Below are 23,321 nucleotides of genomic sequence, written 5' to 3' on the forward strand. Positions count from 1 at the left end.
ATTGCCGAGTTCTTCAGCATAATGTGATTAATTTCACAATTAATTATAAGCATATACGTGAATAGAATCACATTAACAACAATATTGTGCTATTTTCTTAAGAACTCACATATATCAAGCGTTTGACTGTATCAATACAGCTTAAATAATCATAGCTGTTACTATAACAGGTGTAACACATCTGATAAAATCATACATAACATGATAAAATCTAAGCATGCTTAAACCTATCAGCCATAAAGACCCGTTACTACATAAAATCGCTGAAATACATGAAACGATCCCGTCTCATTATAAGGACTGGCCGGTGACAGAATTGGATAAAACGCTGCGTTACGAATCCATGCAGCTGCTGATGCAGCATGAGGGTGACCGTATGCTGGTCATAACTGAGAAGGAGGCGCTTGCTGCATTCATCTGGTACAGTCTCTCTGACCACACGCATATTAAATCACTGTGGGTGCATCCTGCTTATAGAGGGAGAGGTTATGCGGTCATGCTGAAAAATGAAGTGAAAGCTATCAGCGTCATGCATCATATGCCTTATATCGCCGGAACTGTACATCCTGACAACACCAACATGATCGCTATCAATGAAAAACTAGGCTATAATTGGGAAGGGAAAAAGATGATTCTGAATCTATAGAGGTGGAATATGATTAGAACGCTGTATATTGATATTAATAATGAGCTTAAGATATGTGAGTCGCCGTATGAGATGACATCAGAGCCCCGGCTTCTATGGGTGGATATGTCAGAGCCGACGCTGCACGAGAACCTGCTGCTCAGTCAGTTCTTTCACTTCCATCCTCTCTCAATTGAAGATGCGGTGTCAGTCAGACAAAGACCGAAATATAAGGAGTATGATGATTATCTCTTCTACGTCTTTCATGCTATTGACTTGACGACGATGAAACCAGAAGAGATTGATGTCTTCATCAATGATAGACTGATTGTCACTTATCACAAGGAGCATTCAGAAGAAGTGGACAGAGCGTGGAATTCAATCATACAGAAGCCTGACAATTCGAAAGTATCGACTTCTGACATCATGTTTCTGACTTTGGACTCTATCGTTGACAACTATTTTCCTTTCGTCTACGACCTCGAGGATAAGGTGTTCTCATTTGAAGATCGTCATTCCGTTGATATATCGACTGAAGTGCTGATTGAGGAGACATTCGATCTTCGTGAGGACCTACTGCTCATCAGACGGACGGTCTTACCGATGAAAGAACTCGTCTATCGTCTGCTGGAAGGCCGGGTGATGACCTTATCAAAGAAACAGAAAATCTTTCTTCATCATATCAACGATCATTTGGTCAAGCAGGTTGAAATGATCGAGTCATCCCGAGAGATGACGGCAGATATCAGAGATAATTACATTTCACTCAATTCATTCAAGATGAACAATATCATGAAGATTCTGACGATCTACTCAGTGATTTTCATGCCCCTGACTTTGATCGCGGGAATCTACGGTATGAACTTCGATATGATGCCTGAACTTCACTGGCAGTATGGTTACGTTGCTGTCTGGCTCGTGATGATTCTGATTACTTTTGGCATGATTGCTTACTTTAAAAAGAAGAACTGGTTCTAAAAAAGGTCATGTTTCGGTTAGGAAACATGACCTTTACTGATGAGCTGTATTACAATGATAGATATTATGCCATTCCTTGAAGACAGGACCAGTTGCACCTTCGACTGGATCTGTCTCAGGTAGTGCAACATGATTGATGGCACTATTCACTTCTTTAATATCTGCATAACCTGTTTCTGTATCCACTTTATCTTCAGCCGGATAAGCACCGACAATCTTGAAATCAGCTGACTGAGAAAGTCTTTTATGGCCGTAGCCGGCAGGAAGAAGCAGCACATTTCCTTTGCTGACGGTAAGGGTCTGGCCATTCTCACCGCCAATCAGAAGCTCAGCTTCACCTGATTTGACACCGAGCACTTCGTGCGCATTCGGGTGAAAATGATGATAATCAAAGACACCGTTTTCCCAGACCTGATGCCAGTTATTGCGCTTGAACAGGTCTGCCGGGTTTTCCGTTACATCTGAATAGACAATGACCGGTAGAATCATATGGTTAGGTGCAGAGGGAGAAGCAGGCGCATGTATCAGGGAATATCTCATTATTATCCTCCTAAGAGATAGAATAGTGAGTTATTCCCGAAAATAGAAGCTATCAATCATAGAAAGGAAAGTCCGGATGGAAATATTCACGATGCTGTCAAGTTTTATTATCGCCACTATCTTATCAACTATTATTCACTATAAATATCCCAGACTGCCACTTGCCTTTATTCAGATATTTTTAGGGATGCTTATTTTCACGACGCCGCTGCCGATTGTGATGGATTTTGAGCCCGAGATGTTCCTGATCGGTATTATCGCCCCCTTACTGTTTCTGGAGGGCAACCATGTCTCCAGGATCAAACTTGTGAAATATATCAAGCCGGTCTTCCTGATGGCTATCGGTCTTGTCTTCACGACTGTCATCGGTCTCGGCTACATCGTGCATTTGCTCATGCCGGTTATTCCTATTGCAGCCTGCTTTGCCCTGGCAGCCATTATCTGTCCGACAGATGCCGTCGCTGTGCAGGCTATCGCCAAAGGAAAGAAACTGCCGAAAGGGCTGATGACTATTCTGGAAGGAGAATCTCTTCTGAACGATGCAGCTGGGATCCTCAGCTTCAATATCGCTGTTGTCGCACTGACCTCACATATCTTCACAGTCCAGGGCGCGATGCTGCAGTTCTTCACCTCATCAGTCGGCGGTATTATCGTCGGTCTTATTATCGGTACGCTTTTTGTGCAGATCAGAATTCGCCTGCTTGACGGTGGTTTTGAAGAGGAGTATATCTTCAGTCTGATTCAGCTCCTGACGCCCTTTGTGATTTATATGGCTGCAGAAGCTGTCCATGTATCGGGTGTTATTGCTGCTGTTGTTGGCGGGCTTATCCACGGGATAGAACGCGATCGTTTCAGCCAGGCGACAACGAAACTGCAGATGGGCTATAACTATACATGGGGTCTTCTCTCCACCATCCTGAATGGTATGGTGTTCACGATACTCGGTTACATCGTGCCGGAGGTCACACTTGATATCATCGAGAACGAGCCGCAGAATATAGGGAATCTGCTTATCCTGACAGTCGTGATCTCACTTCTGGTCTATCTGTTCCGTTTTATCTGGGTTTTCATCCTATATGATATGTTCTACCTGCCTGAGAACCCGTTTATCAGAATGCTCAATCAACAGAATGCACAAGCACTTGAAGAACGGCCATCCCGTTTCAAGTATGCGTTCATCACGACAGTATGCGGGGTCCACGGCACTATCTCGATGGCGATCGCACTGACACTGCCGCATGAAATATTCAACCACGAACCATTCATCTATAGAAACGATCTGCTGTTCATTGCAGCGGGCGTCGTCATCCTCAGCTTGATCGTTGCACAAGTACTGCTGCCTCTGCTGACCGATACTGAAGCGGATGAACCGACCTCCAAATATTCCTTTAAGGAGGCGCGGGTATACATCATTGAAAAGGGAATCGATTACCTGCAGCGTCATACGACAGAAGATAACATGGCAATCACTGGAAACCTCATCCGTGAGAATACGATGCGTATCAATTTCTATAACCGTATCGCTGATCAGGATGAGAACCCGAAGGAATTAATCAAATTGCAGAATAAAGCACTTGATATCGAAGCAGACGTTTTAGAGGAACTAACTGAAAGCGGGAAAATATCAGAGACCGCATACAAAAACTATGTCGCTTATATCGAACGCACCCGTTTATTTTCCCGTGCTTCCTTCCTGAAGCGTATATACTTTATACTGAAAGTTCGTCATAACCATCGTAGACAGCGTTCACATTTCAATGGAATGAGTCCTGTGACGTTCCGGAGTCACCTGATGGAACTTGAAAAAGTGGCAAGAAAAGTCCACTATGCAGTACTGAAGGGACTGCTGAAGGAGGAGAATGGCCGAAATGGCATGGAGATTGCGATGGTCACCGATATCTATCTGAATCGGGTGGAACAGTTGAAACGTAATATCATAAATGAGAAACTGGAAGACGCTGAGGCATTGATGGCAATCAACGTGATCAGCTTTGAACGTGAAGTGGTGCAGGAACTTGTCATGAAGGGTAAGATATCATCTGAAATTGCCATTGAATTACGTCAGTCTCTGAATTATGATGAAATGATTTTACTTGATAATCACAGCTGATGTTTCCCGTGCCATTTATATGGGAAAAAGGAGTAAGAATATGAGAGTAAAGGATGATGACCATGCACGAAGAGAAGTTTGTACTGATTGAGAATAAAGAGATGACATTGAGAGAGCTCGCAAGTGAGCTTGAAGCCATTACCGGCTATACGGTGCTGGACACTTTTGGTGATATCAGCCGCATCGTTGCGCAGAAGCCGAATTTTGATGATGGCTTCGAATCTTTTCTAGTCACATATGAATTCAATGAGGTTGCTGATATCGTGGATGCGACTGTAACGACGCCCCGAAATCAGAAAGTAGATTTCAAGAAGGATGCAGTGAAAGTGCGCCTCCTGTCATATAAAACAAGATAAAAACAGGCATCTGATTTCCTTTGTGAATCAGATGCTTTTTATATTAATCTGCTGCTTCTGATGATATGATGAAGGACAAAGAATGGTATCTGAAATAGAGGGATAAATATGAAAAAAATGATGATGACACTTGCTGCTATACTTCTTGCCAGCCAGACATACGGGGCGGATGCTGCTGAAAAAGTGAAACCGAACGAGGACATCGTCCATAAAAAGAACCTGCTGCCGACATTTGGTATTCCGGCGTTTAAAGCCCGAGACTATAATGGCAAAGTGATGAAGGAAAATGTTCTTATTGTCATGATGGATTTCACAGACAGCAGAAGGTCGACTTTAAAGCCGGGTAATGGCCAGTTCCTGCCAGGTACAGATGCCAGCAGAAACTATTACAAAACATATAATCAGAGTTATTATCGTGATTTGTTCTTTGCAGACCACTTCAAAGGTTCGGACGGTCGTCAGTATCGTTCAGTCAAAAAATATTTTGAGGAATCATCGGGAAACAGCTTCACTTTAAGTGGCCAGGTATCCGGATGGTACCGGGCGAAGAAGCCACTCAGTTACTACGGGGCTGATGATGACAGCCGGGTCCATGAACTGATTATGGAAGCGGCATATCAGGCGTCAAAGGATCCGAAGATTAATCTGAGCCGTTATGACCGCTTTGATTATTATGACCGGGACAATGACGGCAAAATCAACGAGCCTGATGGGATCATCGATAAAATAGTTGTGGTTTTCAGCGGCATCGGTGAGAGTGAAGGAGGTGGTAGACTCGGGGAGAACTCCATCTGGGAACACGTCAGTCAGGTCGGCTCAAGACCGAAAGCAATTCCCGGGACATATAGCCGCTACTCAAAATATCCTAAACACCGCATGATGATCGGAGAATACGGGGTGATGGCTGAAGATAGTACAGTGGGGACATTCACGCATGAATTCGGACACCTGCTGGGGCTGATTGATGAATACGATACAGCGAGTTCAGCTGCCGGCCACGCAGGTGAACCTGTCCGTTTCTGGTCGTTGATGAGTTACGGCGCAGATGCCGGGAAGAAGACTGGATCAAAGCCGGTCGGTATGAGTCCCTTCGCCAAGTCTGACCTGCAGATGATGTACGGCGGCAACTGGTTGAGAGGTGCAGAAATCAGTTCGACGGCACTCTCTGAACGCGGGAAGACGTATCTGGTGGACCAGGCAAGCATGAAGGGACACAATAATGACGTCATCAAGATCAACTTACCTTCTGTCACCAAGAAACTGAAGAATGGACGTTACAAGAAATGTGAACGCTATTATCTTGTGGAATGGCGTTCACATAAGGGGATAGATGCAGGCCTCAGTGAAATATATGATCCGTTCGGACGTAATTATTACGGTAAAGGCATGCTGATCTGGTACGTCAATGAATATTATGATGACAACTCTAATCTCGTCCGCCATCCAGGCAGGAGTCTTGTCGGGGTCATCGATGCGTCACCGAAGATAATGACATCTCAAACAGGCAATGCCCCGACAACTGATATCCAGGTCTATGATGCGCCGTTCAATACGAAAAGTTATGGTAACTATAATAAGGGTGATAATTACTTCTTTAAGAAAGCGGATACTAAGCCTATCACGACATTTCACGACCGGAACTATACTCAGGCCAGATTGAATCAATCGATGCTGCCGGAGGCGGGTCGCGTGCTGCCTCAGGAAGGCATCAAGATTAAAGTGGTCGGCCAGAATAAAGAAGGTACAGTGGCGAAGATCAAAGTTTATAAATAAGAAAGGAGGCTGCAGTGGCAGTCCCCTTTTTTTATAAATATACATAATTATCATGAAAAATATTATTAAAATAAATAAATCAGAAAATTAAAAATTCTTGTTTACAAATTGTCCAAAATTGGACATAATATATTTAATCAATAAATAGGGGGCTATCATTTGAAAAAGAAGGTTATTTCATCTGTACTGACATTGGGACTCGGCTTATCGTTGACTTCTGGGACAACGTTTGCGCACGAGGGTGATTACTATAAGGGGTCGAACTTCGATGGTGTGATCGCCAATGAAGAGCGGTTGATCAAGATGCTGAAGAAAGAAGGCATTATTTCCAAGGAAGCATCCCGTGCTGAAGCAGAAAAAGCAGTCAAGGCTTATGTGAAAGGTAAGGGCGAGGCGGCTGTCCATAAAGTGAAAAACGAAGGCAAGTTCATCAAAAAACATAAAACAGTAACGGATAAAAAGGAAAATGCAGGTGACAACCGTTATACGAAAGGAAATGGGAATAAGAAAGGGCATTCGAAGGTCCTGAAGCCGTTAACACCAGAAATCTATACGGGAGAAGAACGCACGGATAAAGTTCTCTTACTGGCGATTGATTTCCCGGATTATAAAAACTCAACGATCACCAAGGAAGAAAGTGATATGTTCTACGAGGATTATCCAGTGGACCATTTCCAGCAGATGGTCTTCGGTGAGAAGGGCTTCGAAGGCCCGAACGGTGAGAATCTGGTAAGTATGAAGCAGTTCTATCAGAATCAATCAGGCGGCAGCTATGATATTGAAGGAGAGGTACACGGCTGGTATACGGCGGACCATCCTGCAGCTTATTATGGTGGGAACTATCCGGATGCTGACGGCAGTGATATCCGCCCTAAAGAACTGATCAAAGAAGCACTGGAGAAAGCAGCGAAAGATCCTTCTCTTAACATGGCGGACTATGATCAGTGGGATCGCTATGACCTGGATGGTGATGGTGTATTGAACGAAAAAGATGGTATCGTTGACCACGTCATGATCATCCACTCAGGTCCGGGTGAAGATGCAGGCGGCGGGCGGTTAGGACCGGATGCTATCTGGTCGCACAGATGGAGTCTCGACTTCACTGCTCAAGGTGAACCTCACACAATTCCAGGCACAGCGTCAGGGCAGGATCGTTTCGGCGGGAAGCTTGCAGTCATTGACTATACTATTCAGCCTGAAGACGGCGCAACGGGCGTCTTCGCTCACGAATTCGGTCATGACTTAGGACTTCCTGATGAATATGACACCATCTATTCAGGTAAAGGTGAACCGGTCTCATTCTGGTCAATTATGTCCAGCGGTAGCTGGGCCGGCAAGATTCCAGGTACAGAACCGACTGGGTTTGATGCTTATATGAAAGAGCTGTTACAGAATTATCACGGCGGCAACTGGCAGACAGGCAGCGAGATTGATATCAAGGATGTGACGTCTGCTCCTGCCATATTCACACTTGATGAAGCATCAAGTAAAGGGACCAATGATGATGCCGTGAAAATCACTTTACCTGATAAAGTGACCCAGATTGTGACACCGGCACAGGGTGCTAAGACTTACTTCAGTGGCTCTGGTGACGATATGCTGAACACGATGACTGCGTCTGTTGATCTGACGGGCAAGCAGGCAGTAGAACTCACATTCAAAGCCTGGTATGATATCGAAAAAGGTTATGACTATGCTTATGTTCAGGCCTCAACTGATGGCAAGAAATGGACAAACTTAAAAGGTAATATTACAAACAACGATAACCCTGAGGGCACAGGTGCGAATGCCGGCAATGGCATCGACGGGTCAAGCAACGGCTGGGTGGATGCGAAATTCGATCTGTCAGCCTATGCAGGACAGAAAGTTCAGCTGCGCTATCAGTATGTCACAGATTCCGGCTACACAGCACCAGGTCTCTATGTAGATAATATTAAAGTGACTGCAGATGGTTCTGTCGTACTTACTGATGACGCTGAAGGCACATCCAAGTTCGAAATGAATGGCTTTTCAGTAACTGATGGTAAGAAATACAGTAAGAACTACTACTTGTTACAATGGAGAAGCCACAATAAAGTAGACCAAGGTCTTGCACATATCAAACGTGCCGGCAATCTGATGAGCTATAATCAGGGACTTAACGTCTTCTACGTGGATGAAAGCTATTCAGATAACCACGTCGGTAAACACCCGGGCTATGGTTATATCGGCATTGTTGATGCCGATCAGAATGCCCTTAAATGGACGGGCGCAACCCCTTCATTTGCATCGACTCAGTATCAGGTGCGCGATGCTGCGTTCAGTATGATTCCGCAGGATTCACTCAGACTGCAGCTGGAAGATGGGTCGGTTCTGGTCGACAGTAACTTGAAATCAAATGCTCTTTTCAGCGATATGGATGACTACTCTAATCCATCACAGCCACATGCAGGTAAAATCTTGCCGAAATACGGTCTGAAAGTGAAAGTAGTAGCTGAATCCAAAGACAAGTCAGTCGGAAAAATTATAGTCTATAAATAAAATGAAAAATGCCACTTTGGTGGCATTTTTCTTTGTTATAATAGGACTGAGGTGAAGAGATGAACTATATTGAGACAGAACGACTGATATTGAGAGACTGGCAGGCAGACGACCTGCTCTTGTTCCAGCAGATGAATGTGGATTCAGAAGTCCGGCGCTATTTTCCTGATCGTCTGAGCTACAGAAGGTCTGAAATTGTCTTTCATCATATGCAGCAGGAGATCAAGACGAATGCTATCGGTCTTTTTGCGACAGAAGTGAAGACATCCGGTGAATTCATCGGATTTATCGGCATGCAGAAAATGGAGAAGAATAAATGGTTCGAACTAGATGAGATGCCGTTCTATGAAATCGGCTGGCGACTGAGAGCTGAAGCATGGGGACAAGGTTATGCGACAGAAGGTGCGAAGGCTGTACTTGATTATGGCCGAAAGCATGTGGACCTGCCCATCTATAGTCTGACAAGCATGAAGAACAAGCCGAGCATCAATGTTATGCAGAAAATCGGTTTAACCGAATATCGTACTTTCAATCATCCCATGATACGCTCAGGTCATCCACTTGAAAAGCATGTGCTCTATAAGGATAATCATGATACTGATCAGTAGCTGCCTGATAGGTGAGAAAGTACGGTATGACGGTAGAGATCAGCTGGATGAGCGGCTCAGACAGATGGTTGAGACAGGTAAAGCGATTGCAGCATGTCCTGAACTGATGGGAGGACTGACAGTGCCACGTGAACCTGCTGAGATAGTAGGTGGAACCGGTGAAGATGTCTGGCAGGGGGATGCCCATGTCCTGACTATATCCGGCCGGGATGTGACAGCTGCCTTTAAAAAAGGTGCACACAGCACGCTCTCCTTATGTCGGGAACTGAATATATCACTTGTCATATTAAAGGAGAACAGTCCAAGCTGCGGCAGTCGGATGATTTATAGCGGTGACTTCAACGGCAGTAGACAGACAGGAATGGGTGTGACCACTGCACTGCTCGAAAGACATGGGATTAAAGTGATCAATGAAAAAGACCCTCTACTGACAGAGGGTCATGGACTCAATCAATAAGTCTGGCTGGTCTTCAAAAGTAGCAAGTGTCAGATAGCGTTCATCAAGAAAGCCCTTATCATGCATCTCAGTCAGCATCTGACGCAATGTCTGATAATAGCCCTCGATATTATAGACGCCGATCGGCTTATTGTGGAGGTTCAGCTGTGCCCAGGTGAAAATCTCGAAGAATTCCTCGAGAGTACCCGCACCACCTGGCATCATAATGAAGCCATCTGACAGATCAGCCATCATTTTCTTACGGTCATGCATAGTACCGACGATATGCAGTTCAGTGAGGCGGTCATGAGCCACCTCTTTATCACAGAGGAACTGAGGGATGACACCGATGACTTCGCCGCCATGCTCGAGTACGCTGTCAGCGATTGTGCCCATCAGCCCGACATTGCCCCCTCCGTAGATGAGCCGGATATGATTTTCTGCGAGGTAACGACCCAGCGACTGAGCCTGATGCGTATAAATTTCTGCGCCAGAACGAGAACCGCAGAATACTGCAACTGATTTCATGGGAAAATTCCTTTCTTTATATGTTATGATTATCTATTGAAAAGAGGTGACTGTATGATCAGAATTATGAAAGTAAGTGACGGAATGGGTATTCCTTTAGGTCACTATTCATTGTCATTTGCTGAGATGAGATTCTCGGGTCATCCGAGTTACATCATCAACAGAAAGAAAGCAGATTATCAGCCTTTCGTTATTTTAAAGGATGATCAGGTAATTGGTGTCTTCGCCCTGGAGACGGGCGCTATTTTGAATAAAATGGGTGCATCAGAGCATGCTATCTACTTAAGAGGGTTATCCATCTCAGCTGAACATCAGGGCAAAGGTTATTTCAGACAGGCGCTTCGTGCCATTGAAAACCAGTGCAGTATGCTCGGGAAAAGTGAACTCTACTTAATGGTCAATGTCAAAAACGATAACGGATACTTTGCCTTTATTAAAACGGGTTTCATTGATCGTAAGCGTATTATTCGTCAAGGCCTGCTGAAACTGAAAGTGTTATCAAAAACCATCCATAATCACTGATTACGGATGGTTTTTTTGAGCTGATTCTTAAAATGCTGTCTGTCAGCCTGAGAAAATGCTTTAGGTCCTTTCGTTCTAAGGCCTGATTTACGCATCTGCTGGGAGATATGCCGCATTTCAAGGAGAAGGTCAATATTAGCATCAGAATAGAGTTTACCGCTCTGATGCAGCACAGTCACATGTTTTTTAAGCAGCAGGCTCGCGAGCCCGTAATCCTGAGTGATGACAATATCATCATGCTTCACAAGCGCTACTATTCTATAGTCTGCACTATCAAGACCGTCATCAACATAGGTGATGCTGACGAAAGGGGGATAATCCCTGCTTGTGAAATGATTGAAGTTCCGGACCAGTCTTACTTCTATCTGATAATGACCTGCCACTTCAATGATTTCTTCAATGACCGGACAGGCATCCGCATCAACCAGGATCATTTAAAATTTTCCACGTTGCGCGATCTGCTCTGCCATCTCTTCGCGCTGCTTTTCGAATAACGGTGCATTGTCATAATCATATTCATCATCAAAAATAGTTTCTGTAGCCGGTGCTGCCATTACTCTAGGAACGTGGACAAAAGGATTGACCGTGTCAGCAAGTGTCGGATGATTGAATCTTTCCGCTTTCTGCTCTTCCGCTAAGTCAGTTCTTCGTTTGTCTTTCGCTTCTTTATCAGCCTGCAGTAACTTCGCCTTCATTTCTTTCTGGCGCTCTTTCAGCAGTTTCTCTTCTTCTTTCTGACGCTGATTGATATCTTTATCAAGCCTTTTGCTCATGTGCTTTGTCTGCTTCGATTTTCTGTTTTCAGCCAGATTCTCCTGAAGGTTCTGAGCAGTAGAGGCAACGAACTGAGAGGCTTCCACGGTTTTATCTTTGACGTTCCTGGAAGTGCTGATGACTTTCTGAGTTGTACCTGCAGTAACATCTTTTGCTTTTTCTGCTGTATGGATTGTTTTATTTCTTATCGCCACATAATCCTGATTCTCTTTCAGACGATGGCGTTCATTGATAAGTGGCACAAGAATCAGTGCACCTACATTGACAGCTGTTTTGATTTTGTCGTTCATCTCAATCTCCCCTTAAGTTCCTATTTTGAATACTTTGATTTACCCTCTATTCTTTCTAAATAAACGGTTGTCAGAATGACAACCGTTCTACTCTTCTAAATTATGGGTGATTTTGTGCGTCAGAAACATCAGACGTCTATATTCTTCCATCGTAAGGGCTGTGTTGCTGAGCATTTTTTCGGGAATATGCTGTATTTCCTTGATCAGGGCAAGGCCTTTATCCGCCATGCTGACCAGTACAATCCGTTCATCTTCAGCCTTACGGTTTCGTTTCACTAGACCTGCCGCCTCCATTTTCTTGATGATAGGCGTAATAGTGCCTGACTGGAAGGCCAGCCTTTCACCGAGTTTCAGGACCGGCATATGATCTGCCTCATTCAGCACCATCAATACAAGATACTGCTGGTAGCTGATATTATAGAGATGCAGAAGGGTCCGGTTGTAATGCCTGATCACTTCACGCTGCGCATGATAGAGCTGATAATTAGTTGTCCGTAACATTTTCATAATAACTCCTTCATGGAAACAAACTGCTTAGATACCCTTGCCGATACCGAAGCCGAAATATAGTACGGCGATGATAGCGACAAGGACAAGGCGATAAATTGCGAACGGGATTAACTTCACACGGTTAATCAATTCCAGGAACAATTTGATTGATAATAAACCAAAAATGAATGCTGCAATAAAACCGGCCACGTAGAACCAGAGTTGGTCAGCATGAATGTACTGGTAGTTACTTAACAAGCTCTTGGCGCTGGCGGCAGCCATAATCGGCACGGCCATGATGAACGTGAAGTCAGATGCTGCCTTATGATCAAGTTTTGACAGAACACCTGCTGAAATAGTTGAACCGGAACGAGAGAAGCCCGGCCATAACGCGAGCACCTGCACCAGACCGATAAAGAGGGCCTGCTTGTAGGAGATGCTGTCCACTGTTTCTGGATGCTTCACTTTTTTAGCATATAAATCCGCAGCTATCATCAGAATGGCACCAAGCGCAAGACCGATCAGCACGGTCGGTACAGAGAACAGATGCTCATCAATGAAATCGTCGAAGAGCAGTCCTGCGATACCTGCAGGGAGTAACCCCAGAATCACATGCGAGAGTTTCAGGCGACGTTCATGACGGTCCGCTTTAAAGCTCAGCATATCAATGAAGCGACGTCTGAAAATCCATGCTGCCGCTAAAATAGAGCCGAGCTGAATAACAATTTTAAACGTATTGGCAGATTCCCTGGAGTTCAGGACATCAACGGAATGCAGCCACATATCATCAACAAGAATCTGGTGACCCGTTGAAGAGACAGGCGCAAATTCTGTCAGGCCTTCCACAATGCCTAATATAATCGCTTTTATAAGTTCGAAAAATTCCATCTATTTACCACCTTAAAGTCTAATTATTACATTTGAAAGTATAACATAAATAATCATTGAAATAATATTCAAAAGTGGAGCGTATCATTTTTGTTTTATGCCACTTTCATTATAATAGAATGGAGGATGTGATAATGTGAAGTATTTAACAAGTCTGACAAGACGTTATTTTTATATACACGTTTTATTACTGATGACTGCAGCGTCACTCGCGGTGATCATCATTCTGCAGAGCATCAATATCGGCCGCCTGATAGACGGAGTCATTCAGCAGCAGATTCCTTATCAGCTGCTGGGCCTGATACTTGCTATATTGATCGGCCGCAGTATACTGCAGTTCCTGCTTAAGTGTCTGGGTGCCGGACTGAGTAATCGCATTAAACATGACATGCGGACCAGTTTGATGAAGGAAAGAAGAGACACTGCTTCAACGCTGAATCTTTCAACAGAAGGAATAGAGGGAATTGACAGCTTCTATGCGGATTATATACCGCAGCTTTATCGTTCAAGCCTGATTCCGCTTGCTATCATTCTGTTTCTGCTCTTCTTCCATCGTAATGCGGCCTTTATCATGATGATCACAGCACCGTTCATTCCCCTTTTCTATATTATCATCGGCATCAATACGGCAAATAAAGCGACTGCTCAGATGACTGCGCTTAATCAGTTCTCCGGTTACTTTCTGGACGCGATCAGAGGAATCGTGACCATTAAACTGTTCAATAATGAGAAACGCGTCAGAAAAGGAATCGCAGACAAATCAGAAGGTTTCAGAGAGAAGACGATGATTATTCTGAAGACTGCCTTTCTGTCTACACTGATGATTGAATTCATCGCCATGCTGTCCATCGGTATTATAGCCCTTGAAGTAGGGCTGGGCCTCATCGTCTTCAAGACTGTCACGTTTTATACGGCTATCGTCGTACTGATGCTTGCGCCTGAATTCTACAACGCCCTGAAAGATCTCGGTGCTGCCTTTCACACTGGCAAGCAGGCAGAAGGTTATGCTGAGCTGCTTGACAACAGCGAAGAGGAAATCATTGACAGACAATACGATACGCAGGCATATATCGATCTGGATTTCACGAAGACATATGAGAACTTCAGCATGAGGGTTCACGACAGACTGCCGCTTCGTCATACAGTGATATTCGGGCCGAGCGGAGCGGGCAAGACGACGTTCACGAAAATACTGGCTGGTATAGACCGGCAAGGTCACGGTAAGCTGGTCATCCCGGCACAGCTCGAGAACAATATCATCTATATGTCTCAGCAACCTTTCGTCATGAGCGATACAATCCGCAATAATATTACGATGTTTGGCGATATAGAGGAGAGTAAGCTGATGGCTGCGGCAAGAAAAGTAGATATGCTGGACCGTATTCAGGCGCTGCCTGACGGTTTCGAAACGATGATTGGGAGTGCCGGTGAACAGCTATCAGGCGGAGAACTGCATCGCATCATGCTGATGCGCGCCATTCTGCATCCCGCTGCACTTGTCATTCTTGATGAACCGACAGCGATGCTTGATGCGAAGACAGCCTCAATTGTCAAAGAAACAATCGCTGAACTGAGTAGAGAGTCAGTGATTTTCACAATCGCACATCAGCGGTCTACAATTTTATCTGCTGACTATCTCATTCTGATGGGCGACGGTCAGCTCAAGCATGGTACAGATGAGGACTTCAGGGAGAATGAATTCTATCAGGCGGTGATGACACATGTTTAACTGGATTGATAAAAAAACATACTGGGCATTAATCATAGCGATTCTGATCGGCACTTTGGGTGGACTCACAGCGATAGGGATGTTCAGCCTGAGCGGGCTGATGCTGTCAAAAAGTGCCTTCGGAGCACCTCTGTATTCGCTGATGATTCTTGTCGTCTCCATAAAGCTGCTAGGTGTCATCAGAGCGATTGCACGTTACTATGAACGTCTGATCAGCCATGATGCAACGTTTCGGATGCTGAAGGAAGTGCGGGTGAATGCATTCGATCAGCTGATGCTGGATTTCGTCAACCTGCCTAGCAAATGGCGGCTGTCAGATCTGCTGCAGCGGACGGTGAACGATATAGAGAAACTGCAGAACGTCTTACTGCGCGTTATCTATCCACCGGTAGTTGTGCTGCTTACGGCACTCGCTGTCTGCCTGATCTATACGGTCTATGATGTTAGGGCTGTTCTCGTGATTGCAGGTGCTATGTTGATCATTCTATTCGTATTACCTGTCGTGACGAGCAGAGTACTGAGCAGACTGACCAGAATTACCAGAGAGAATCAGAAGCAGTTTATGGATAGACTGAGCGACTACACCATGGGACGTGAAGATCTGGCTGTTTTTGATGACCAGCATCATTATGAGACACTGCTGCTCAACGCACAGCTTGATTACGAGAAAAGTATGCTGAGACAGAAACAGCTGATTGCCTTCTATGACTGGCTGCTCAATTTATTCAGTATGCTGGCCATCTGGGGTGTGCTCTATGTCATGCTGGAGGGTACTGTACTGATGTATGCAAGTATCGTTATGGTCACTATCACGCTCTTTGAGATGGCGATTCCGATGACAAACTTTCCTTTCTATTATCAGGAGACGAAACGGGCAGCTGAGCAGTTGCTGTCCTTTGATGTGCCTGAACATGGTAAGAAAGTGATGACTATTCTGCCACTTGAGCTGCAGCACCTGAGCTTTACTTATCCTGGTCAGCAGCGTCCTGTACTGAAAGATATTGATTTAACTATTCAGGAAGGCGACAAAATAGCTATCGTCGGTAACAGCGGTTCAGGTAAATCAACATTGCTGCATTTACTGACCGGTCTCTATCCGAGTGATATCAAAGTAAGCGGACAGCCGATGACAGAGCTTGACCGTGAAAGTTACTTCAGTGACCTGAATATCATGCAGCAGTATAATCATTTCTTTCTGGGTACTGTCCAGGAAAACCTCTTCAGTGAGGACCGTGAGAAAATCAGATTCTATCTGAACGAATTTAATCTGCCGTTTGAGCCGGATAGTATGATCAGCGAATTCGGTAACAACTTGTCCGGAGGTGAGCGCCAGCGCCTGCACTTTATCAGAATGCTGCTACGTAAAAAATCACTCTGGCTGCTTGATGAGCCGTTCAACGGGGTAGATGTCATCAACAGAGAGAAAATGCTCAAATACATGCTGGAACAGCGGACATCCGTTCTTATCAGTCACGAGCTTGAAATATTACGCGACTTTGATATGATTTATATGATGGAAGATGGAAATCTGGTGGAAGCAGGCAATTTTTCTTCATTGATGGATAGAAAAGGGTTCTTCTATGAGAGGTTGATGCTGGAACGCCAGATGGTTAATTAGGAGGTTGTTATGACACGAATTGGATGGTCAGTGGATACTGCAGCAGGAGAAGAGATCGATGACCATGCCCTCTTCGTGGTACCGATGGGGTCATCTTAAAGGGCAGAAGTTATATGGACCAAGTCCTCGTCAGAATTTTATCAGCCGCTTGAAAAATACGGTGAAGGAGTAAAGTCCTCTTAACCTAATTTCCAGGCCGTGCTGGATACATATCAGAGAATCAAGGATGCCGGCTATTGTGCGGTCATCGCCGTGCACCCGACCAGTGAACTGACCGGTTCGTACCAGAACTCATTGACTGCAATCAGGTCAGAAGAAGCGGGCGGCTCAGTGCTTTCTTGCAGGTCGGCTCAGCATTCAGCTGATCTTAAGTCTTGAAGACGTCAGAATTATTCCTTTGGATGAACGAACAAAAATAACCTGAGTACAGGCTCAGGTTATTTTTGTTCGTCGTTCATATTGTGGATGAGTTTGTCGAGGAGCCTTTGCAGGTCATCCGCTTCCTCCTCAGTCAGGACAGCAGCTTCCTGTAAGACTGAATGACTATCCTTAAGGTCTTGCTCCATGTCGCGACTTTTGTCAGTCAGATGGATGAACACTTCACGTTGATCCAGTTCTGATCGTTCACGTCTGATCAGCTCGTTTCCTTCCATACGTTTAAGTAGGGGTGAAATCGTCCCTGTATCAAGCGCAAGTTCATCGACAAGTGTCTTGACATTGACTGGTGAGTTCTGCCAGAGTATGCACAGGACAAGATATTGAGGATAGGTCAGATTATGCTGTTTGAATACTTTATTCGTATAAAAGCGATTCATCTTGCGCTGGGCATTATATAGACTGAAACATAGTTGTTTGTCGAGCTTGAAAATTTCTGACATTCAATTCCCCGCCTTAAGTAATGATCTATATGATGTTGCATTGGAAAGTCATCATTAATACTTAATAACTTTATTACAGATAGGAATTTTATTCAAGGTATTATGAGTTGAAACATATATAAAATAAATGTGAAAGTGCATGATTGTGGAGGTATCTATGACGAAGATAAAATTATATATCATCAGCGGATTTCTTGGAAGCGGCAAAACAACATTACTGAGGGAAATGCTGTCGAAGTGGCAGGACAAGAAAGTGGCAATTCTGATGAATGAATTAGGAGAATTCAATGTAGATTCAACTATTCTCGGAGAAGACACACCGATGAATGAACTGCTGAACGGCTGTATATGCTGTGATCTTAAAAGTGATGTCGAAGTTCAGCTGCATGACCTGAAACATCGGTATCAGCCGGATATCATTATTATCGAGGCCACGGGTGTGGCGCATCCTGTTGAAATATACGATGCCTGTCTTGCGCCGTCTCTCACTTCCTTCATTCAGATTCAGTCCATTATAACGCTCGTGGATGGTCCGCGTTTTCTGGCGCGTTCAAGATATAGCGCCACTACAGTGCAGTTAATGGAAGAACAGGTGCGCTATGCGCATACGATTATTTTCAATAAAACAGACCTGATGCACTCAGAAGAAGTCATGAATGTTCAGCAGCAGATAGAAGCGCTCAATCCAGCAGGGGAAATCATCGCGACGACTCATTCACAGGTAACGGACGATATATTTGATCGGGAAGGCGCTAAACGTAGTGCCCACCTGCACATGCACCACGGCATTCAGTCGATGGTCTACAGTTTCACGTCCCCGGTTGACAGTCGTCAGTTCGTAAGCTGGTTGAGACAGCTGCCGGAATCTGTTCTAAGGATCAAGGGCTACATCAAATTCAAGGAGAATCCGGAGCAGGTCGTGCTCTTCCAGTACTCATACGGTATACCGCAGTATGAGCCGGAAGATATGAAACTGCCGCTGAAACTTGTCATCATAGGAGAACAGCTTGATAAGAACAGACTGCTGGATCAGCTTGATCTGCTGGAGTTCAGTTGAATAATAAAAGGGGTAAGTTCTATGGTCATAGCGCTTACGCCTTTTTTTTGAATGAATTTGAATGTTTTTGATAGAAAATGATTGATTACTGCAAACGGTAACATTATACTAAAAGAGAGATAAGGAGAAGATAGAATGCTGACGATCAAAAGACACGAGAAAATAGTTGAGATGCTTGAGCACCATGAAATAGTGACGTTGCAGCAGCTGACTGAAGTGACCGGCAGCAGTGAATCGACCATCAGACGTGACTTATCGGCCTTGGAAGAAGCGGGACGATTACAGCGGATACACGGCGGGGCGACATGCACACATAATAGACAGGATACAAAGCTTGCCATCAAGAAGACTCAGTTCGTCCGTGAAAAAGACCTGATGGCTCAGCAGGCTGCTGCACTCGTTGATGACAATGATTTCATCTTTCTCGATGCCGGCAGTTCTACACTGGCAATGATTCCTTACATGACTCAGCGCAATCTGACGGTCGTCACGAATGGTCTTACTCATGTACAGCCGTTGATTGAAAATAATATCAGCGTATTTATGGCGGGCGGTTACGTCAAGAATAATACGTATGCAAGTATCGGTGACCAGGCACAGCAGATGGTCAGAAACTTTAACTTCGATAAAGCATTTATTGGGGTGAATGGAGTGGATCTTGATAAAGGGTTGACGACACCGGATCCTGAGGAAGCAGCGCTGAAACGGATGGCTCTCGCGCAGAGTGATCACTGTTATTTCCTTGCGGATGAATCCAAGTTCAGCAGCGTGACTTTCGCCTGTATTACGTCGCTGAGGGAAGACAGCATCATTACACATGCGGACAATCATCATATAGAAGCATATAAAAAATATATAAAGGTGGGATAATATGATTTATACAGTGACACTCAATCCGTCCGTTGATTACGTCGTGTTCAGTTCAGTGGCATTAGGAACGCTGAACCGTGCAGAAAAGACATTCAAATTTGCAGGCGGTAAAGGGATCAATGTCTCGCGCGTCCTGAAAGCACACCAAGTCCCTTCAACTACCCTGGGCTTTATCGGAGGTTTTCCGGGAGACTTCATTAAAGAAGCGTTACTTGAATCAAAGATTGAAAATGACTTGATTGAAATAGAAGATGATACTCGGATTAACATTAAACTGAAAGGAAGTTCGGAGACAGAAATAAATGCCCCTGGACCTGTTATCAAGCAGCAAGATACAGAGAAGTTACTCGAGCAGATTAAACAATTTAAGACTGAGGATACACTTGTGCTGGCAGGCAGTATTCCCGCTTCGATGGAACCTTCCGTCTATCAGCAGATCGCTGAAATCTGTCCGTGCAAACTGGTGGTGGATGCCGAAAAAGAGCTGCTCATGTCAGTGCTGGCAAGTGGTCCTGTTTTCATCAAACCGAATAAAACGGAGCTGGAAGAGATAGTTGACCGTAAACTGGAATCTGATGAAGATATCAAACATGCGGCCCGTGAACTCATTAAACAGGGCGCAAAGAACGTCATGGTCTCTCTTGGGGGAGACGGCGCGATGCTCATCAGTGAAAGTCTGGTCTACAAAGCGGAAGTTCCGGCAGGTAAGGTGGTCAATACAGTCGGTGCAGGTGATTCAACGGTAGCGGGCATGCTCGCCGGGTGCGAACAAGGACTTTCTCTTGCTGATAGTTTCAAGCTGGCTGTCGCGTCAGGGACGGCCACTGCATTCACTGAAGATCTAGCGACTTACGAACAGATTCAGAATATACTACCGGACGTCCGAGTGACGATCGTCTAATATAAGGAGGGTAATAAGATGAGAATTACAGACTTACTTACAAGATCCACCATTGCGATGGATTTAAATGCAGAGACAAAAGACCAGGTCATCGATGAATTAGTTGAGACACTATGGAACGCCGGCAAGCTGAATGACCGCGAGGCATATCGTACTGCGATTCATGCCCGTGAGGCACAGAGCACAACAGGTATCGGTGAAGGTATTGCGATTCCACACGCGAAAACAGATGCAGTGAAAATACCTGCCATCGCTTTCGGTAAATCAAAGCCAGGAGTGGATTACGAATCTCTTGACGGTACACCCGCTCATCTTTTCTTCATGATCGCAGCACCAGCAGGCGGCGCACAGACGCATCTTGATGCTCTGGCTAAATTATCAGGTATCCTGATGAATGAAGCTGTGAGAGCTGAACTGCTGAATGCGAAGTCTAAGGAAGAAGTCCTGTCGATCATCGATCAGCATGATGAGCCGGAAGAAGTGCAGGAAGATGTGGTATCAGCAGCACCTGCTGATGAAGGTCTGATCTTAGCGGTCACAGCTTGTCCGACAGGCATCGCGCACACTTATATGGCAGCAGATGCGCTGAAAAATAAAGCGGCTAAAATGGGTGTACCGTTTAAAGTCGAGACAAACGGCTCCGGTGGGGTCAAAAACAAGTTGACTGATGATGAAATCAGACGTGCTAAAGGCATCATTGTCGCAGCAGATGTCAATGTGGATACAGCTCGTTTCGATGGCAAGAACGTGGTCATGGTCCCTGTGGCTGACGGCATCAAACGCCCTGAAGAACTAATCCATATGGCACAGGACGACTCACGTCCGAAATTCACGGCGACTACAAAAGTGTCGTCAACATCAGGCGAGAAAAAAGGCCTCTACAAACATCTTATGAGCGGTGTATCCAATATGCTGCCGTTTGTTATCGCAGGGGGTATCTTAATTGCCCTCAGCTTCTTCTGGGGTATTAAGTCGGCAGATCCCACTAATGCTCAGTATAACGAATTTGCTGCTGCACTGAATACAATCGGTGGCGGAAACGGTGCATTCGGTCTGATGATTCCAATCTTAGCTGGCTTCATTGCATACAGTATCGCAGATAGACCGGGTCTTGCACCGGGTATGGTCGGCGGTCTGATGGCTGTCCACGGGGGCTCCGGTTTCCTTGGTGGTCTTGTGGCCGGTTTCCTGGCCGGTTACTTGATGGAAGGACTCAAGAAATTATTCAGCGTCTTACCGCAGGCACTTGATGGTATTAAGCCGACACTTCTTTATCCAGTGCTCGGTGTAGGTCTGACGGGATTGATCATGTATTACCTGATCAATCCACCTGCCAGCTGGCTGAACAATTTACTGACGACAACACTGAACAATATGAGCGGCACTAACATCGTTCTGCTCGGTCTTGTCGTCGGTGGTATGATGGCGATTGATATGGGGGGGCCATTCAATAAAGCAGCCTATGCTTTCGGTCTTGCCGCAATTGACGCGGGTAACTACGCACCGATCACAGCAGCGATGGTCGGTGGTATGGTGCCGCCCCTTGCTATCGCACTGGCGATGATTCTCTTCAAACGTAAATTCACAAAAGTGCAGCGTGGATCAACAGTATCAAACGCTGTGATGGGCGCATCGTTCATCACTGAAGGTGCTATTCCGTTTGCAGCAGCGGATCCACTCCGTGTTATCCCTGCGATGATTGCAGGTAGTGCAACTGCAGGCGCGCTCGCTATGGCATTCGGCTGTCGCGTTCCTGCTCCTCATGGCGGCATGTTTGTTATCTGGCTTGATAAAACACACTGGCCGATGTTCTTGCTCGCGCTGGCAGCCGGCACAGTCGTCTCAGCTGTAATCTATGGCCTGATTAAACCGAAACTGACTGAAGAAGAATTGCAAGCTGAAGCTATAACTGAATAATGTGAACGAAAAACATCTGAATGTTCGGATGTTTTTTATCTTTATAACGTTATTTATTGTATTAAAGGGGTAAATTTTATAACATTATAGTTAATGTAAAAAAGAAGGATGAGTCTATGTTATATTACAAAACTTATATAAAGGACGAAACAGCGCCATGGGTCACTTTTATCCATGGCATAGGTGGAAGTTCGACTATCTGGTTTAAACAGATTCGTTACTTCAGACGACATTTCAATATTCTTCTCGTCGATTTAAGAGGTCACGGAAAATCAGTTGAAGATCAGTGGAAAAAAGGAGATTCATTCAACCACCTGGCCACAGAAGTGATTGAAGTCTGTGATTATCTCGATATTCAGGAGACACATGTCATCGGCATGAGTCTTGGCACTATCGTAGCGCAGACATTAGCTGATGTCTATCCGGAACGTGTAAAGTCTCTTGTTCTAGGCGGTGCCATCATAGGTCTCGATATCCGTACGAAGTTCCTGCTGTTTATCGGCCGTTCAATCAAGCGCCTGGTGCCTTTTATGTTTCTCTACAATCTGTTTGCTTATATCATCATGCCCCGTAAAGCACATGAAGAGTCACGTCTTGCATTTGTCAATGAAGCAAAGAAAATGAGCCAGAAGCATTTCATCAAATATTTCAGTCTGACGAGGCTGATTGAACCTTATCTGAATCATCTGCAGGTCTCAACGAAGCAGATTCCCACCATCTTTATTATGGGAGCGGAGGATTACCTCTTCATACCGCCAGTGAAAAAAGTGGCTGAGGAGAACAGTAATTTCAAGGTGGAGATTATCGAAGACTGTGGTCATGTCTGTAATATCGATCAGCCGGAACGGTTCAATGAACTCTCAAGCCAGTTTATTATGCAGCATGCGTAACTTTATGGTGAATTTATGGTAAAA

The 23,321-nt window shown here is 45.0% G+C and carries 24 protein-coding genes; 17 read left to right on the top strand and 7 right to left on the bottom strand.

Going from position 1 to position 23,321, the window contains the following annotated elements; genetic code table 11:
• The first annotated feature begins 217 nt into the window (after nucleotides 1-217).
• A complete protein-coding gene (locus ERX40_RS00125) occupies nucleotides 218-646 on the top strand; it encodes a GNAT family N-acetyltransferase (protein ID WP_133416474.1) in 429 nt (142 codons plus the stop codon).
• Between the two features lie 9 nt (nucleotides 647-655).
• Nucleotides 656-1,603: a magnesium/cobalt transporter CorA gene (corA, locus tag ERX40_RS00130; RefSeq protein WP_133416475.1), complete on the top strand. Its 948-nt coding sequence runs from the start codon at nucleotides 656-658 to the stop codon at nucleotides 1,601-1,603.
• 33 nt (nucleotides 1,604-1,636) lie between these two features.
• Here corA and ERX40_RS00135 read toward each other — a convergent pair whose 3' ends face one another.
• Nucleotides 1,637-2,143: a cupin domain-containing protein gene (locus ERX40_RS00135; RefSeq protein ID WP_133416476.1), complete on the bottom strand. Its 507-nt coding sequence runs from the start codon at nucleotides 2,141-2,143 to the stop codon at nucleotides 1,637-1,639.
• Between the two features lie 76 nt (nucleotides 2,144-2,219).
• Here ERX40_RS00135 and ERX40_RS00140 point away from each other — a divergent pair, with 76 nt between their 5' ends.
• From ERX40_RS00140 to ERX40_RS00165, 6 genes are all read left to right on the top strand, one after another.
• Nucleotides 2,220-4,253: a cation:proton antiporter gene (locus tag ERX40_RS00140; RefSeq protein ID WP_133416477.1), complete on the top strand. Its 2,034-nt coding sequence runs from the start codon at nucleotides 2,220-2,222 to the stop codon at nucleotides 4,251-4,253.
• Between the two features lie 53 nt (nucleotides 4,254-4,306).
• Nucleotides 4,307-4,609 carry a hypothetical protein gene (locus ERX40_RS00145; protein ID WP_133416478.1) on the top strand — a complete coding sequence of 101 codons (303 nt, stop codon included), beginning with the start codon at nucleotides 4,307-4,309 and terminating at the stop codon, nucleotides 4,607-4,609.
• A 108-nt stretch (nucleotides 4,610-4,717) separates the two neighbouring features.
• Entirely contained in the window at nucleotides 4,718-6,382 is a 1,665-nt protein-coding gene (locus ERX40_RS00150) for an immune inhibitor A domain-containing protein (RefSeq protein WP_133416479.1), read from the top strand.
• A 159-nt stretch (nucleotides 6,383-6,541) separates the two neighbouring features.
• A complete protein-coding gene (locus ERX40_RS00155) occupies nucleotides 6,542-8,902 on the top strand; it encodes an immune inhibitor A domain-containing protein (protein ID WP_133416480.1) in 2,361 nt (786 codons plus the stop codon).
• Nucleotides 8,903-8,961: 59 nt separating this feature from the next.
• Nucleotides 8,962-9,510, top strand: a complete 549-nt coding sequence (locus ERX40_RS00160) for a GNAT family N-acetyltransferase (RefSeq protein ID WP_133416481.1) — start codon at nucleotides 8,962-8,964, stop codon at nucleotides 9,508-9,510.
• Nucleotides 9,494-9,967, top strand: coding sequence for a 2-thiouracil desulfurase family protein (locus ERX40_RS00165; protein WP_133416482.1), 474 nt, complete (start codon nucleotides 9,494-9,496; stop codon nucleotides 9,965-9,967). The genes ERX40_RS00160 and ERX40_RS00165 overlap by 17 nt, the downstream gene beginning before the upstream one ends.
• Here the strand turns inward: ERX40_RS00165 and ERX40_RS00170 are convergent.
• Nucleotides 9,935-10,474, bottom strand: coding sequence for an LOG family protein (locus tag ERX40_RS00170; protein WP_133416483.1), 540 nt, complete (start codon nucleotides 10,472-10,474; stop codon nucleotides 9,935-9,937). The genes ERX40_RS00165 and ERX40_RS00170 overlap by 33 nt on opposite strands.
• Nucleotides 10,475-10,528: 54 nt before the next feature.
• Here ERX40_RS00170 and ERX40_RS00175 point away from each other — a divergent pair, with 54 nt between their 5' ends.
• Nucleotides 10,529-10,996, top strand: coding sequence for a GNAT family N-acetyltransferase (locus ERX40_RS00175; protein WP_133416484.1), 468 nt, complete (start codon nucleotides 10,529-10,531; stop codon nucleotides 10,994-10,996).
• On the opposite strand, the gene ERX40_RS00180 is transcribed toward ERX40_RS00175, so the two are convergent.
• The 4 genes from ERX40_RS00180 to ERX40_RS00195 form a co-directional block, all read right to left on the bottom strand.
• The gene (locus ERX40_RS00180; protein WP_133416485.1) at nucleotides 10,990-11,430 is read right to left on the bottom strand and encodes a YaiI/YqxD family protein; all 441 of its coding nucleotides are present in this window, start codon (nucleotides 11,428-11,430) and stop codon (nucleotides 10,990-10,992) included. The genes ERX40_RS00175 and ERX40_RS00180 overlap by 7 nt on opposite strands.
• Nucleotides 11,431-12,060 carry a hypothetical protein gene (locus tag ERX40_RS00185; RefSeq protein WP_133416486.1) on the bottom strand — a complete coding sequence of 210 codons (630 nt, stop codon included), beginning with the start codon at nucleotides 12,058-12,060 and terminating at the stop codon, nucleotides 11,431-11,433.
• Nucleotides 12,061-12,147: 87 nt separating this feature from the next.
• Nucleotides 12,148-12,567, bottom strand: coding sequence for a MarR family winged helix-turn-helix transcriptional regulator (locus ERX40_RS00190; protein ID WP_133416487.1), 420 nt, complete (start codon nucleotides 12,565-12,567; stop codon nucleotides 12,148-12,150).
• 27 nt (nucleotides 12,568-12,594) lie between these two features.
• Entirely contained in the window at nucleotides 12,595-13,437 is an 843-nt protein-coding gene (locus ERX40_RS00195; RefSeq protein WP_133416488.1) for an undecaprenyl-diphosphate phosphatase, read from the bottom strand.
• A gap of 136 nt (nucleotides 13,438-13,573) precedes the next feature.
• Between ERX40_RS00195 and ERX40_RS00200 the strand changes: the two genes are divergently transcribed.
• The 3 genes from ERX40_RS00200 to ERX40_RS11150 all read left to right on the top strand — a co-directional run bounded on the left by ERX40_RS00200 (nucleotide 13,574) and on the right by ERX40_RS11150 (nucleotide 17,162).
• On the top strand, nucleotides 13,574-15,166 hold the full coding sequence (locus ERX40_RS00200; protein ID WP_133416489.1) for an ABC transporter ATP-binding protein/permease: 1,593 nt from the start codon (nucleotides 13,574-13,576) through the stop codon (nucleotides 15,164-15,166).
• A complete protein-coding gene (locus ERX40_RS00205) occupies nucleotides 15,159-16,784 on the top strand; it encodes an amino acid ABC transporter ATP-binding/permease protein (protein WP_133416490.1) in 1,626 nt (541 codons plus the stop codon). The genes ERX40_RS00200 and ERX40_RS00205 overlap by 8 nt, the downstream gene beginning before the upstream one ends.
• Before the next feature lie 198 nt (nucleotides 16,785-16,982).
• Complete coding sequence (locus tag ERX40_RS11150) at nucleotides 16,983-17,162, top strand: hypothetical protein (RefSeq protein ID WP_133444689.1); 180 nt, start codon at nucleotides 16,983-16,985, stop codon at nucleotides 17,160-17,162.
• A gap of 59 nt (nucleotides 17,163-17,221) precedes the next feature.
• On the opposite strand, the gene ERX40_RS00210 is transcribed toward ERX40_RS11150, so the two are convergent.
• On the bottom strand, nucleotides 17,222-17,662 hold the full coding sequence (locus tag ERX40_RS00210) for a MarR family winged helix-turn-helix transcriptional regulator (RefSeq protein WP_133416491.1): 441 nt from the start codon (nucleotides 17,660-17,662) through the stop codon (nucleotides 17,222-17,224).
• Between the two features lie 157 nt (nucleotides 17,663-17,819).
• Between ERX40_RS00210 and ERX40_RS00215 the strand changes: the two genes are divergently transcribed.
• The 5 genes from ERX40_RS00215 (at nucleotide 17,820) to ERX40_RS00235 (ending at nucleotide 23,297) form a co-directional block, all read left to right on the top strand.
• A complete protein-coding gene (locus ERX40_RS00215; protein WP_243712872.1) occupies nucleotides 17,820-18,719 on the top strand; it encodes a CobW family GTP-binding protein in 900 nt (299 codons plus the stop codon).
• 135 nt (nucleotides 18,720-18,854) lie between these two features.
• Complete coding sequence (locus ERX40_RS00220; protein WP_133416492.1) at nucleotides 18,855-19,589, top strand: DeoR/GlpR family DNA-binding transcription regulator; 735 nt, start codon at nucleotides 18,855-18,857, stop codon at nucleotides 19,587-19,589.
• A gap of 1 nt (nucleotide 19,590) precedes the next feature.
• Nucleotides 19,591-20,490: a 1-phosphofructokinase gene (gene pfkB / locus ERX40_RS00225; RefSeq protein ID WP_133416493.1), complete on the top strand. Its 900-nt coding sequence runs from the start codon at nucleotides 19,591-19,593 to the stop codon at nucleotides 20,488-20,490.
• Between the two features lie 18 nt (nucleotides 20,491-20,508).
• The gene (locus tag ERX40_RS00230) at nucleotides 20,509-22,407 is read left to right on the top strand and encodes a PTS fructose transporter subunit IIABC (RefSeq protein ID WP_133416494.1); all 1,899 of its coding nucleotides are present in this window, start codon (nucleotides 20,509-20,511) and stop codon (nucleotides 22,405-22,407) included.
• 116 nt (nucleotides 22,408-22,523) lie between these two features.
• Nucleotides 22,524-23,297 (top strand): alpha/beta fold hydrolase, encoded by a 774-nt coding sequence (locus ERX40_RS00235; protein ID WP_133416495.1) that lies wholly within the window; start codon nucleotides 22,524-22,526, stop codon nucleotides 23,295-23,297.
• Nucleotides 23,298-23,321 lie beyond the last annotated feature (24 nt).

Origin of the sequence: Macrococcus carouselicus (genome assembly GCF_004359515.1) — a bacterium.
Lineage (GTDB): Bacteria > Bacillota > Bacilli > Staphylococcales > Staphylococcaceae > Macrococcus > Macrococcus carouselicus.

Excerpts from the sequence above, each read along its gene's own strand:
- ERX40_RS00125 (WP_133416474.1), top strand. The coding sequence starts at position 218 with ATGCTTAAACCTATCAGCCATAAAGACCCGTTACTACATAAAATCGCT.
- corA (WP_133416475.1), top strand. The coding sequence starts at position 656 with ATGATTAGAACGCTGTATATTGATATTAATAATGAGCTTAAGATATGT.
- ERX40_RS00135 (WP_133416476.1), bottom strand. The coding sequence starts at position 2,143 with ATGAGATATTCCCTGATACATGCGCCTGCTTCTCCCTCTGCACCTAAC.
- ERX40_RS00140 (WP_133416477.1), top strand. The coding sequence starts at position 2,220 with ATGGAAATATTCACGATGCTGTCAAGTTTTATTATCGCCACTATCTTA.
- ERX40_RS00145 (WP_133416478.1), top strand. The coding sequence starts at position 4,307 with ATGATGACCATGCACGAAGAGAAGTTTGTACTGATTGAGAATAAAGAG.
- ERX40_RS00150 (WP_133416479.1), top strand. The coding sequence starts at position 4,718 with ATGAAAAAAATGATGATGACACTTGCTGCTATACTTCTTGCCAGCCAG.
- ERX40_RS00160 (WP_133416481.1), top strand. The coding sequence starts at position 8,962 with ATGAACTATATTGAGACAGAACGACTGATATTGAGAGACTGGCAGGCA.
- ERX40_RS00165 (WP_133416482.1), top strand. The coding sequence starts at position 9,494 with ATGATACTGATCAGTAGCTGCCTGATAGGTGAGAAAGTACGGTATGAC.
- ERX40_RS00170 (WP_133416483.1), bottom strand. The coding sequence starts at position 10,474 with ATGAAATCAGTTGCAGTATTCTGCGGTTCTCGTTCTGGCGCAGAAATT.
- ERX40_RS00175 (WP_133416484.1), top strand. The coding sequence starts at position 10,529 with ATGATCAGAATTATGAAAGTAAGTGACGGAATGGGTATTCCTTTAGGT.
- ERX40_RS00180 (WP_133416485.1), bottom strand. The coding sequence starts at position 11,430 with ATGATCCTGGTTGATGCGGATGCCTGTCCGGTCATTGAAGAAATCATT.
- ERX40_RS00185 (WP_133416486.1), bottom strand. The coding sequence starts at position 12,060 with ATGAACGACAAAATCAAAACAGCTGTCAATGTAGGTGCACTGATTCTT.
- ERX40_RS00190 (WP_133416487.1), bottom strand. The coding sequence starts at position 12,567 with ATGAAAATGTTACGGACAACTAATTATCAGCTCTATCATGCGCAGCGT.
- ERX40_RS00195 (WP_133416488.1), bottom strand. The coding sequence starts at position 13,437 with ATGGAATTTTTCGAACTTATAAAAGCGATTATATTAGGCATTGTGGAA.
- ERX40_RS00205 (WP_133416490.1), top strand. The coding sequence starts at position 15,159 with ATGTTTAACTGGATTGATAAAAAAACATACTGGGCATTAATCATAGCG.
- ERX40_RS00210 (WP_133416491.1), bottom strand. The coding sequence starts at position 17,662 with ATGTCAGAAATTTTCAAGCTCGACAAACAACTATGTTTCAGTCTATAT.
- ERX40_RS00215 (WP_243712872.1), top strand. The coding sequence starts at position 17,820 with ATGACGAAGATAAAATTATATATCATCAGCGGATTTCTTGGAAGCGGC.
- ERX40_RS00220 (WP_133416492.1), top strand. The coding sequence starts at position 18,855 with ATGCTGACGATCAAAAGACACGAGAAAATAGTTGAGATGCTTGAGCAC.
- pfkB (WP_133416493.1), top strand. The coding sequence starts at position 19,591 with ATGATTTATACAGTGACACTCAATCCGTCCGTTGATTACGTCGTGTTC.
- ERX40_RS00230 (WP_133416494.1), top strand. The coding sequence starts at position 20,509 with ATGAGAATTACAGACTTACTTACAAGATCCACCATTGCGATGGATTTA.
- ERX40_RS00235 (WP_133416495.1), top strand. The coding sequence starts at position 22,524 with ATGTTATATTACAAAACTTATATAAAGGACGAAACAGCGCCATGGGTC.